The organism is Shimia thalassica, assembly GCF_001458215.1.
In the GTDB taxonomy this organism is placed as follows: Bacteria; Pseudomonadota; Alphaproteobacteria; order Rhodobacterales; family Rhodobacteraceae; genus Shimia; species Shimia thalassica.
In genome coordinates, this window is sequence record NZ_CYTW01000001.1 from 1,728,026 (window position 1) to 1,740,483 (window position 12,458).

At 57.5% G+C, this 12,458-nt stretch carries 8 protein-coding genes; 6 read left to right on the forward strand and 2 right to left on the reverse strand.

Annotated features, from left to right (window positions below; translation table 11 throughout):
* Together PH7735_RS07830 and PH7735_RS07835 are read left to right on the forward strand one after the other, a co-directional pair.
* The gene (locus tag PH7735_RS07830) at positions 1–1,767 is read left to right on the forward strand and encodes a sensor histidine kinase (RefSeq protein ID WP_058310701.1); all 1,767 of its coding nucleotides are present in this window, start codon (positions 1–3) and stop codon (positions 1,765–1,767) included.
* Between the two features lie 6 nt (positions 1,768–1,773).
* On the forward strand, positions 1,774–3,108 hold the full coding sequence (locus PH7735_RS07835) for a sigma-54-dependent transcriptional regulator (protein ID WP_058310702.1): 1,335 nt from the start codon (positions 1,774–1,776) through the stop codon (positions 3,106–3,108).
* 88 nt (positions 3,109–3,196) lie between these two features.
* Here PH7735_RS07835 and PH7735_RS07840 read toward each other — a convergent pair whose 3' ends face one another.
* Entirely contained in the window at positions 3,197–4,582 is a 1,386-nt protein-coding gene (locus PH7735_RS07840) for an SLC5/6 family protein (protein WP_058310703.1), read from the reverse strand.
* Between the two features lie 695 nt (positions 4,583–5,277).
* Between PH7735_RS07840 and PH7735_RS07845 the strand changes: the two genes are divergently transcribed.
* Positions 5,278–8,520, forward strand: coding sequence for an Rne/Rng family ribonuclease (locus PH7735_RS07845; RefSeq protein WP_058310704.1), 3,243 nt, complete (start codon positions 5,278–5,280; stop codon positions 8,518–8,520).
* 169 nt (positions 8,521–8,689) lie between these two features.
* Here the strand turns inward: PH7735_RS07845 and PH7735_RS07850 are convergent, their stop codons facing one another.
* The gene (locus PH7735_RS07850) at positions 8,690–8,914 is read right to left on the reverse strand and encodes a sulfurtransferase TusA family protein (protein ID WP_058310705.1); all 225 of its coding nucleotides are present in this window, start codon (positions 8,912–8,914) and stop codon (positions 8,690–8,692) included.
* A gap of 93 nt (positions 8,915–9,007) precedes the next feature.
* Between PH7735_RS07850 and PH7735_RS07855 the strand changes: the two genes are divergently transcribed.
* The 3 genes from PH7735_RS07855 (at position 9,008) to PH7735_RS07865 (ending at position 12,432) form a co-directional block, all read left to right on the forward strand.
* Complete coding sequence (locus PH7735_RS07855; protein WP_058310706.1) at positions 9,008–9,760, forward strand: cytochrome c biogenesis CcdA family protein; 753 nt, start codon at positions 9,008–9,010, stop codon at positions 9,758–9,760.
* Positions 9,761–9,868: 108 nt separating this feature from the next.
* A complete protein-coding gene (locus tag PH7735_RS07860) occupies positions 9,869–11,083 on the forward strand; it encodes a hypothetical protein (protein ID WP_058310707.1) in 1,215 nt (404 codons plus the stop codon).
* Positions 11,080–12,432 carry a cytochrome P450 gene (locus PH7735_RS07865; RefSeq protein WP_058310708.1) on the forward strand — a complete coding sequence of 451 codons (1,353 nt, stop codon included), beginning with the start codon at positions 11,080–11,082 and terminating at the stop codon, positions 12,430–12,432. Before PH7735_RS07860 ends, PH7735_RS07865 begins: the two co-directional genes overlap by 4 nt.
* The last annotated feature ends 26 nt before the right edge of the window (positions 12,433–12,458 follow it).

Here is a 12,458-nt window from a genome sequence, read left to right on the forward strand (position 1 = left end):
ATGAGCGAACAGCTGCCCCTTGTGACTCAGGCCTCAGATGCCGACGCCCCCAGCAATTGGCGGGTTCGTTTGGCCATGCTGATTGTCTTTGCGGTTGCCGTAGGGACCATCTGGGTCACGAACTCTTTTCTGACAGACCGCTTTACCCAAAACACCCGTAACCGCGCAGAGCTTCGGTTGGCGTTGTATTCTGGGAACCTGCAATCCGAATTGCGCCGCAACGCCATCGTGCCCCAGCTTCTGGCCCGCGATCCGGCCCTGATCGGCGCTTTGAATTCCGGCGATTTTTCCCAATCCACCGCGCGTTTGATTTCCTTTGTGGATGAAATTGGCGCGGCGTCGTTGATGCTGCTGGATGCGGACGGCCGGACGGTCGCTGCCACAGAACGGACCAAGCTTGGGTCCAGTCATCGGAAAAGTGATTTCTTTATCAATGCTTTGCGCGCAAATGCTACGGTGTTTTCAGTCGAGCGACAGGACACCGGAGCCTATCACTTTACCTATGCGCGGCGACTGGACAACCAGGGACAGGTGATCGGGGTCATCGCGGTTGAGGTGGACCTGCAAAAGTTCGAACGCGCATGGGCGGGGATTTCGGATGCGGTTTTTGTCACCGATAGCGAAGGCACGATCATCCTGTCGACCGAGCCGCGCTGGCGGGGCCTGACAGAAGATGCGGCCTTGGCCCGTCAGCCCGCCGACGGGGCAATCGAGCGTGCGATCCAAGCCACCAGCGATTGGACGGCGCTTCCTGCGGACGCTTATATCCAGGGCGAAGGCGTGATGCGAGAGGTTGCCCGCATCCCGTTTCGGGGCTGGCGGATGACCTCGTTTACCACCTATGCCAGCGTCCGAGAGCGCGTGAATGCCGTTCTGGCGCTAGAGATCATGGGTTTTGCGATTTTGCTGGCTTTGGCGTTTTACCTGTTGGGCCGCAAGAATGCCCTCCGGATGGCCTTGTTTCAGCGCGAGACAGCTGGTTTGCGGGCCCTGAACCTGCGGCTTCAGCGCGAAATCGCAGAGCGGGAGCGGATGCAGGAAAGCCTTGCCGTGGCCGAGCAATCCCTTGCGCAAAGCTCGAAACTGGCGGCCTTGGGCGAGATGTCCGCAGCCGTCAGCCACGAATTGAACCAGCCATTGGCGGCGATGAAAACCTATTTGGCAGGCGCGCGGTTGTTGCTGCAACGCAACCGGCCCGACGAAGCTCTGTCTTCGTTCCAGCGGATTGATGATCTGATCGAGCGCATGGGCGCCATCACGAAACAGCTGAAATCCTATGCCCGTAAGGGTGGCGATGATTTCAGGCCCGTTGAAATGGGCGAAGCCCTGGTTTCGGCCCTGTCGATGATGGAACCCCAGTTGCGCCAGCGTCAGGTGCGGATTAGCCGGATTGTGCCCGATGATGCCGTGCGCGTTATGGGTGACCGCGTGCGCATCGAGCAGGTGATCATCAACCTTTTGCGGAATGCGCTGGATGCAACTGATGGGCAAAGTGATCCAGAGATTGAAATTCTTCTCGCCGCCGGTGAAACGGCGACGCTTACGGTGCGTGACAACGGGCCGGGAATTGAAAATCTGGATGATCTGTTCGAACCATTTTTTACCACCAAGCAACCCGGTGACGGGGTAGGGCTTGGACTTGCGATTTCTTCGGGGATCGTGAGCGACCTTGGCGGGCGGCTTACCGCGCGCAACGGGCACGACAGGGGGGCTGTATTCGAAGTTCAGCTTCCTATCTTGAGTGAAGACATTGAAGCAGCGGAGTAATTTGACATGGCCCAAGGTATGAAGATCGCCATCGTGGATGACGAGCAGGACATGCGCCAGTCAATAAGCCAATGGCTTGCCTTGTCGGGCTATGACACGGAAACCTTTGCCAGCGCGGAAGACGCGCTCAAGGTTTTGGGCCCTGAGTATCCGGGCATTGTCATTTCTGACATCAAAATGCCGGGCATGGACGGAATGCAGTTCCTCAAAAAACTGATGGGATCAGACAGCGCCTTGCCTGTGATCATGATCACCGGTCATGGCGATGTGCCCATGGCGGTTGAAGCGATGCGTGTGGGGGCGTTTGATTTTCTCGAAAAACCGTTCAACCCCGACCGGATGAGCCAGCTTGCCAAAAAGGCGACCGTGGCGCGCCGTATGACAATGGACAGCCGCGCCCTGCGTCGCGAATTGTCCGATGGCGGCCAGTTGATGAAAAAGCTGATCGGAGCCAGCCCGGCTATGGAGCGTCTGAAAGAGGACATTCTGGATCTGGGGCAGGCGGATGGTCACGTCTTGATTGACGGCGAAACTGGCACTGGCAAAACGCTCGTGTCTTACGCGCTGCATGCTGTGGGAAGCCGCGCTGGCAAAAAATTCGTGTTGGTCAGCTGTGGCGCCTTCGAAGAAGATGCCCTGTCCAAGCGTCTGTTCGGGCCCATGTTGCCGGAAGACACGCAATTGCCGGCCATCGAAGAGGCCAGAGGCGGCACTCTGGTGCTTGAGGATATCGAGTCCCTGAGTGATGCGACACAGGCCCGATTGCTGAATGTGATCAACGAACAAGGCACACCGGCAGAGACGCGCATCATCGCGATTTCCAATATGCAGGAACAGGATCGCACCTGCGAGGATGCCCTTCGGTCGGACCTCTATTACCGGTTGGCCGCGTTGAAGATTACGGTTCCGCCGTTGCGCCAGCGTGGTGAAGATATCCTGACGCTGTTTACGCGGTTGTCTGAACAGTTTGCCGACGACTACGGCTGTGACGCGCCCAAGGTCAGCGCACAGGAAGCCGCTCAGTTGCTTCAGGCCCCCTGGCCGGGCAATGTACGCCAGCTGATCAATCTCGCGGAACGCGCGGTACTTCAAAGCCGTCGGGGAGAGGGCACAATCGCGTCGTTGCTGATGAGTGACCATGACGAAATGCAGCCTGTGATGACAACAGAAGGCAAGCCGTTGAAAGAGTATGTCGAGGCGTTTGAACGGATGTTGATCGATAACACCATGCGGCGTCATCGCGGGTCGATCGCGTCGGTGATGGAAGAACTTTGCCTGCCACGTCGGACCTTGAACGAGAAAATGGCAAAGTACGGGTTGGCGCGCGCGGATTACCTCTGACGCTTCTTAAGTACCTGTTTTGTAAACAGACCCACCAGCGAGAGCATTTCTCGATGGTGGGTTTTTTCTTGGGTCGCGTGCTTTTGGATCAGGTCTGTGATGTTTCCTGTTTCCGTGACGCGCCGCTCAACACCGCACCAAAGCCGACCAGAAGAACCACTATGCAGATTTGCAAAAGCTGCTCGTATTTGTGCCCGTCATAAAGCAGGGCCGAGACCCATTGCGTGTCCCGCAGGAAATAGGCCGCAGCGCCCAATGTGGCCGCGCCAAAGCTGACCAGATAGGCCCATGGCGCAATCTGGCGGGATCCAATCAGTCCGACAACCAGCACAGGTGTCAGAAACATCGATGCTGTGCCCGAAACGGCAACAGCGTCAAACAGGCTTTGACTACCGGTCAGGGTCAGGGCCGCCCCAAGCGCGGCAAACGCCGCCATCGCAAGGCGACCGCCAACAAGGCTGCGCGAGGCAAAGTTCAGTTCTTCCACCACAAGACGCGCAGCCGAAGACAGGGCGGAATCCAGCGTCGACAGGGCCGACACGAGAAGCGATACCATCAGGGCTACAAATACCCATGCCGGCAGGATTTCGGCCCATGTGCCAATCAGTTGGGTCTCATAGCTCGCCCCTTGCAGGGCGGCCTGAATACCGAAAAAGCCAAAGGCAATGATGCAGAGGGACGAAATCCAGAAGGCATGGATAAAGCTGTCGCGGGTGGTTTTTTCATCGCTGAGAAATCCACGATCCATCATGACGGGATCATGCACCGGATAAGAGAACACCTGAAGGAACGCCACAAGCAACAGAACCCATCCGTTGTGGGCACCTGACACCCCTTGGGCAGTCACTGTTGCCGCGAAGTCAAAGTTAGGACTGATCACCAACGCAATGAAGGCGGCGACAAAGACAACCAGAAACAAAACCATTTGCATCACATCCGTGCGCAGGGCGGCGCTCAGGCCACCCCATGTGGAATACCCCAGCGCCAAAAGACCAACCAGCATCATCGCCATGTTGCTAAAGCTGGCATATTCGGGAAACACGGCGGCAAAAATCAGCCCGACAACAATCAGATTGGCAAAAACTTCTGACAGCAGTCTGAGGGCGATAATCAGGTTGTAGCATCCTGTGCCCATCGTGCCAAAACGCGTGCCAAGCCAGTCCTGCACCGATCCGGCGCCGGCTGCGCGCAGACGCATCACAACAAACCCGCCGGTCAGGAACGATCCATAGTAGGCTGCATAGGCCAGCACCCCTGCGAACCCATAGAAGTACCCCAGAATGGCTGCATTCATAAGAGAGCGGGCAAAGATCCATGTTGTGACCTGGCTGAGAACCAGCGTCCACAATCCGGGTGCGGCACCCGTTTCGGATGTTCCTCCGAAAAAGCCCGTGACGCTCACCTGTCTTGGCGCTGCCCAAAGGCTCGCCGCGATAATCAGGGTGAAAATTCCTAAAATTGCAATTGGTTGCATGTGGGGCTCCGAATTTTGAGTGGTGCCGTCCGCTAGCAGCGTCCTTGTTCAACAGCGATTCAATTCCATGTGTTCGCTGCGTGATCTGGTGTGATCTTGGGGCTGCAGGAACCCGACTGGATTGCAGGGAACTGCACGCGATAGTCCGGGATGACGGCCATGATCCGGCGTGGCGAAAGGCGGGCGCTTTCGCGAAAAGAGGGCGCGCCCAGAGGCGGTTTTCCGCGCTCCCATTACTAATTGACCTGTGAAGTACCAAAAACATGCGCTTTCACCATGCGTTTTCGTAGGGTCAGAGCTTTTGCCATTGTAATTTCCCAAATGCTGGTTTTATGTAAGCCAGTGGTAGTCCGTGTTGAGACTGCCTTTGAGAGTTTCGCTGGTGCATGGAACGCTGATGGCCACAATGGCCCGACGACATGCCCAGACCGATTGGGTCCCTGTAAAGGGGCCAGAGAGACGCCCGCACCGCCAAGGCGGAGGGCATGCAATAGACACCGGGTGGCGAACGAACCGCTCGTGTGTCGGAGAAGAAACGCGATGACGCGCGCGATCAAATTGTTAGACCGAGAAGAGGCCGCAAGCGGCCCTCTTGGCCGCGCGCACGACTTCGCCCTGACAAGACACCCCCTGCAACCCAACCTCAACGCCCCACCAGGGCGTCGGCGATTGCGCGGGTGCATAAAACGGACAACATGGCAAAGAAAATGCTCATTGATGCCACCCACGCGGAAGAAACCCGCGTTGTGGTGGTCGACGGAAACAAGGTTGAGGAATTCGACTTTGAATCCGAAAACAAGCGACAGCTTGCAGGAAACATCTACCTCGCAAAAGTAACGCGCGTAGAACCATCGCTTCAGGCGGCTTTTGTAGATTACGGCGGGAACCGGCATGGGTTCCTCGCGTTTTCCGAGATTCATCCGGACTATTACCAGATTCCGGTCGCTGACCGCGAAGCTCTGATGGAAGAAGAACGCGCCTACGCGGATGCGATGAAAGCCCGCGACGAGGACGAAGAAAAAGAAAAGCCCAAGCGTCGCCGGTCACGGACACGCAAGCCCAAGGCCAAACAAGCAGAGGCACCTGCGGTTGTAGAAGAGTCGCAGATCGAAGGCATGGAGACCATTGATCTCGACGATGCCGGCGAAGGCACCGAAGGCTTGTCGCCAATGGAACTGGTGTCGGAAACACCGGTGGAAGAACCCGTAGAAGAGGTCGCAGTTGAAGAAACTGCAACGGAAGAACCCGTTGCGGAAGAAACTGTTGTCGCCGAAGACATGCCCGCCGAGACTGTGGAAACACCTGCGGAACCGGTTGAAACCGCCGAGGCTGTTGAAGAAGAAACTGCGCCGGTTGAAACCGCTGCAGAGGACAACGCTGACGCCGCCCCCGAGGTTGCAGAAGCTGAAGACACTGCCGAAGCTGCCCCGGAAGTCGCCGAAGTTGCGGCTGCTGAAGATGCGGCGCCCGCTGAAGAAGCCGCAGTAGAAGACGAGACCGACGTTGCCAAAAAAGATGGCGATGATACCGGTAAAACAATGGCGATGGCGACCGAAGGCGAAGACCCAACGGTTTCGCTTGATCCCGCCACAGGCGAGGAAACCCAAACGGACGGCGATGCGCCAGCTTCTGAGAAGAAGGCCGACGATGTCGCTGCAGAAGAGGCCGCTCCGGTTGAAGACACTGCTGAGGCTGCCCCTGTAGAGGTCGTTGAAGAAGCGCCTGCAGAAGACGCCGCAGAAGCTCCGGCAGAGGTCGAAGCCGAAGCGCCAGCGAAAGACGCACAAAAAGACGAAGACAAACCTTCTGAGGTTGCGGACGAACAAGCCGAGACCGAGGCATCAGATGACGACTCGGACAAGCCCAAGCGCGCCGATGCGTCTTCCAAGGACGAAAGCATTGAATCCGTCGCCGACGAAGATGACAGCGATGACATCCGTCCGCCACGCAAGCCGCGTCCACGTCGTTACAAAATTCAGGAAGTGATCAAGGTTCGCCAGATCATGCTGGTTCAGGTGGTCAAGGAAGAGCGCGGCAACAAAGGCGCTGCTCTGACGACCTATCTGTCTTTGGCAGGGCGGTATTGTGTTCTGATGCCAAACACCGCGCGCGGTGGTGGCATTTCACGCAAAATCACCAATGCGCCGGATCGCAAGAAGCTCAAGGAAATCGCGTCTGAAATCGATGTGCCCTCGGGGGCTGGTCTGATCATCCGCACAGCAGGTGCAAAACGCACCAAGGCGGAAATCAAGCGCGACTATGAATACCTGCAACGCATGTGGGAACAAATTCGTGAACTGACGCTGAAATCCATCGCGCCAGCCAAGATCTATGAAGAGGGCGACCTGATCAAACGGTCGATCCGCGATCTTTATAACCGCGAGATTGATGAAGTTCTGGTCGAAGGCGAACGCGGATACCGCACCGCCAAAGACTTCATGAAAATGATCATGCCGTCGCATTCGAAAAACGTGAAACAATACACCGACGCGCTGCCCTTGTTGGCGCGGTATCAGGTCGAAAGCTATTTGTCGGGCATGTTCAACCCGACGGTCCAGCTGAAATCTGGCGGCTATATTGTGATCGGCGTAACCGAAGCACTGGTTGCAATCGATGTGAACTCTGGTCGTGCGACCAAAGAGGGCTCGATCGAAGAGACCGCTCTCAAGACCAACCTTGAGGCGGCCGAAGAAGTGGCCCGTCAACTGCGTCTGCGCGATCTGGCCGGTCTGATCGTGATCGACTTTATCGACATGGACGAGCGCAAGAACAACGCCGCTGTCGAAAAGCGCATGAAAGATAAGTTGAAGACAGACCGCGCCCGCATTCAGGTGGGACGGATTTCTGGCTTTGGTCTGATGGAAATGAGCCGTCAGCGTTTGCGCCCGGGTATGATCGAGGCAACAACACAGCCGTGCCCGTCGTGTCACGGAACAGGTCTGATCCGTTCGGACGACAACCTTGCGCTGTCGATCCTGCGTCAGATCGAAGAAGAAGGCACGCGCCGTCGCAGCCGCGAAGTTCTGGTGAAATGTCCGGTCGCGATCGGCAACTACATCATGAACCAGAAACGCGAGCACGTCGCACAAATCGAATCCCGCTATGGTCTTTCGGTGCGGATTGAATGTGACACGCATCTGGTGTCGCCTGATTTCACGCTTGAAAAGTTCAAGACCGCCACACGGGTTGTTGCAGAACCGACAGCAGCGGTTGTGTCGGTCGACACGTCGCTGATGGATGCGATTGATGGCGAAGCGGAAGAGGTCGAGACCGAAGTTGAAGCCGTCGCAGCGCCGGAAACCCCCGAAGTAGAAGACACGGAAGCCAAGCCCAAAAAGCGCCGCCGTCGTCGTCGTCGTCGTCGGGGTGGTGCAAATCAGGATGAAAACGGATCTGTTGAAACACAGTCCGAAGGTGAAAACGCGGATGCGGCAGCGGCAACAGACGCCAAGGCACCCGCAGAAGAGCAGGCAGAAACCGCCCCCGCAGAAGAGGGCGAGAAGAAGCCGCGCCGGACCCGGTCGCGGTCTCGCAAACGGTCACGTTCCAAGAAGACGGAAGACGCCGCTTCTGAAGGAAATGCAACACCAGCACCCGTAGCTGAGGATGCAGCCCCGGAAACGCCTTCGCAGAACGAGCCCTCACCGCAATCAGAAGCCGAGCCTGTGGCGGAAAAGGCTGTTGAAGTGCCCGTCGAGGCTGCTGTGGTCGCCGAACCGGTCGCTGCCGAGCCCGTAGCGGAAACTGCGCCAGTTGCGGCTGAGCCAGAGGTGGAAGCTGAAGCGCCCGTTGCAGAAGCGCCAGCAGAAGAGATCAAGACAGCGCCGGTACCCGAACCTGTTGCAGCCGAGATCGTTGCCGAGGTTCCCCCCATCGCGGAAGAACCCGCAGCTCCACCCAAGCCGAAACGCAAGGGGTGGTGGTCGATGGGTCGCTGATCCTGACCAAGGAAATGCAGAAAAGGCCGGGGGATCGACCCCCGGCCTTTTCTTTTGGCGCATGCCGCGAGCACACGGACAGATCAACCACCTAAGCGATCCGGTTGATTTATTGCAGGACGAATTGGAGGATGTCAGGACCGGCATGATGCCACACCGGTGCGGGGTGTCAGGCGCTTTTTTCCACAAGGAAGGTCAGCGTGCCGCCCTGATCAGATGCCTCTACAAGAACGTGCCCGCTTTCATTGCAAAAATGGGGAACATCCACGATGGCGGCAGGATCATCCGCCAGCAGGCGAATCCGGTCTCCGGGTGACAACGCTTTGAGACGCTTGCGCAGTTTCAGCACAGGCAGCGGGCAAAGAAGGCCGATGGCATCGAGATCTTGGGTCATGCTGTTCACATATGCGCGATGCCAGGGGGTGTCTACAAAGATGTGACACCTCTGACCCGTGACCTTTGTGTTCGATTGGCGTAATGCAGAATTATGTTTGGAATCGAGATCATCGACGCAGGCCTGTTACCTGCAATGTTCGTGGCACTTTTTGCCGGGGTTGTGTCCTTTTTGAGCCCCTGCGTCTTGCCGATTGTGCCGCCCTACCTTGCCTATATGAGCGGGGTCAGCGTTACGGAATTGTCTGAAAGCGGAACCGGCGGCAAAAAGGCGATTGTGCCGGCCCTGTTCTTTGTGCTGGGTCTGTCGACGGTTTTTCTTTTCCTCGGCTTTGCGGCCTCGGCGGTTGGTACGCTGTTTTTGGCCTATCAGGGCTGGTTCAACACCATTGCAGGCGTGGTGGTGATGATCTTTGGCGCGCATTTTATCGGCATCTACCGGATCGGGTTTCTTGATCGGGAAGCGCGGATGGATGTCGGGGATCAGGGCGGGTCGTCTTTCGGGGCCTATATCCTTGGATTGGCCTTTGCGTTTGGCTGGACGCCCTGTATCGGCCCGCAACTGGGAGCGATTCTGTCTCTGGCTGCCGGAGAAGCCTCTTTGGCCAAGGGAACGTTGTTGCTGGCGGTTTATGCCGCGGGCCTTGGCATTCCGTTCATTCTGGTCGCTGCATTCCTGCCACGTCTGGGAGGGCTGATGGGATGGATGAAACGCCATATGGAACAGATCGAACGCGTGATGGGGCTTTTGCTGTGGACCATCGGCCTTTTGATGCTCACCGGTGGGTTCTCGGCGTTTTCCTATTGGCTGTTGGAAGCCTTCCCGATGCTGGCAACATTGGGCTAGACCCACCCAGAGTTTCGGATTTTTGAAGCGCGCGCCAATCGGGGCGCGCTTTTGTCTTACTTCGGCCGGAAAGGACCGCTAGTCTAGGCGGCAAGACGAGGTAAGCAGATGGGCCAACGCGCACATAATCAGGTTCACCGGCGCCGGGTTTTCTATATTCCCGGATATGATCCCATTCATCCACGCAGATATCGCGAATTGTATCGCAAAGAAGGGGCCGCGCAGGCGGAACTCTCTAGATACGAGATTGATCTCAAACCCAAACAGACCAAAGGGCGGTATGGCTGGCATGTCACCGGACATATCGAGGGCGGCAAAGTGGACGCCGATTTCGAAGTTCTGGTCTGGTCCGATATCGTGCGGGACAGCATGGCGCAAGGGATCGTGGCGACCTATGCCCAACTGGTGCGTACGGCATGGGCCTATATTGCATCCGGCGCGCTGTGGCGTCTGATGCGTTTGCGAAAAGGTCCCGTGATTGCAGCACTTTATCCGGTTCTCTTCTTGTTGCTCCAATTGGTCATCGCCTGTGTCTCGGCCTATGGAATCGGACAGCTTTTGGCGATGACCTTACCTGCATGGACTGCTTGGGTCGGGCTGGTGATGGTGCCATTGGTGCTGAACTGGTTTCGCAAACGCGACGGCAAGTTCTTTGCCTATTACCTGATGCATGACTATGCCTATTCGGCGCGCTCGAAAGGGGCCAATCCGCCCGAACTAGAAGCGCGACTGGCCGAATTTGGGGATGTGATCGCTGCGGCATTACAAAGCGACGTGGACGAGGTTCTGGTCATCGGGCATTCGTCAGGCGCGCATCTGGGAGTGTCGATCCTTGCTGATCTGATCCGGTCTGGGCGTGTGCCAGAGGATGGCCCCGCGTTGTCCTTTCTGTCGCTGGGGCAGGTGGTGCCAATGGTGTCATTTCTGCCCGAGGCCCATTGGTTGCGCAAAGATCTGCAAGACCTGTGCCAGCGGAATGATATCACATGGATCGATGTCACCGCACCCGGAGACGGCTGCGCCTTTGCCTTGTGCGATCCTGTGTGCGTCTCTGGCGTGGCGCCGGCCACGGGCAAGAAATGGCCTTTGGTCGTTTCGGCGGCTTTCACACAAACCCTGAGCCCGGCGCGCTGGAAAGAACTGCGCTGGCGGTTTTTCCGCCTGCATTTCCAGTATCTGTGCGCTTTCGACAGACCGGGCGACTATGACTATTTCCGCATTACCGCAGGGCCGGCCACATTGGCCGCACGATACGAGGGGCGCGTGCCGTCCAAAAGCCGCATCGAGAAGCCTGTGAACAAGTTTACGAGTGTGACTTCGTGACGGATCTGCCCCCCAAACCGGCCTCGCGGCCCGATAAGGTCTCATTGGTCAAATATGCCAAGCTGTTTCGGCAGGATATCCTGTCGGCCCAGCCTGCGCGCCTTTACAAGGCGTGGATGGCCGAATTTCGCACGCCATTCTTTCGGTCTTATCTGCTGAACCAGCCGGATTTGGTCAAAACGGTTCTCAAAGACAGGCCGGACGACTTTCCCAAAAGCAGCCGGATCAGCGAAGGCCTGCGACCGTTGTTGGGGAATTCGGTTTTCCTGACCAACGGGGATGTGTGGAAACAGCAAAGGCGCATCATTGATCCGGCCTTTGAGGGCGGGCGATTGCACGATACCTTTCCTGCGATGTGGGAAGCCTCTGAGATGATGGTGCGCCGTTTGTCCCGCCATGTTGGCGAAACGGTCGAGATCGAGGCAGAGACCAGCCACGCCGCCGCAGATGTGATCTTTCGCACCTTGTTCTCGATCCCGATCGAACATGACGTAGCGGGCAGGGTGTTTACAGAGTTTCGCGATTACCAGCGCACGCAACCCATTCTGAATGTCGGCGCCTTTTTGCCCTTGCCGGACTGGGTTCCGCGGTTTCACAAAAAACGCACCCGCAAGGCGGCGGCGTCGATCCGTGCGTTGATCACACAGCTGACGGATGCCCGCATGCAGGAGATCAAAGCCGGAACGGCGCCGGATGATCTCGCGACCAAGATCATGACAACGCAGGATCCCGAGACAGGCGACACCTTTTCGACCGAAGACATGGTGGATCAGGTGGCGATTTTCTTTTTGGCAGGGCACGAAACCAGCGCATCGGCTCTGGCCTGGACGCTGTACCTGTTGGCACGCTATCCCGACTGGCAGGAAAAAGTCGCGCAAGAGGCCCAGTGTCTTGAGACCTGTGACTTTGGGGTCATGCGGCACCTGCGGATCAGCCGCGATGTCTTTCGCGAGGCGCTGCGTCTTTACCCGCCTGTGCCGATGATGGTGCGCCAGAATGCCTGTCCCGAGAGGTTCCGTGAACGGGATATTCCCAAAGGCGGCCAGATGGTTTTGTCACCGTGGCACCTGCACCGGCACGAACGGTTGTGGGACAATCCGGACGGGTTTGATCCGGCACGTTGGGAAACCGAAAACGGCAAAACCTGTATGCGCGAGGCCTATATGCCGTTTTCCGCAGGCGCGCGTGTCTGTACAGGTGCGGGGTTTGCCATGGTCGAGGGGCCGCTGATCCTGTCGATGTTGCTCAAGCATTACAAGGTGACCGCCGTGGGGCCGGAACCTGTGCCTGTGGCCTATCTTACCGTTCGGTCCAAAGACGGGATCTGGTTGAAACTGGAAAGGCGCTAGGGCTCCCGCCAGTCTTTGGCCCTTTG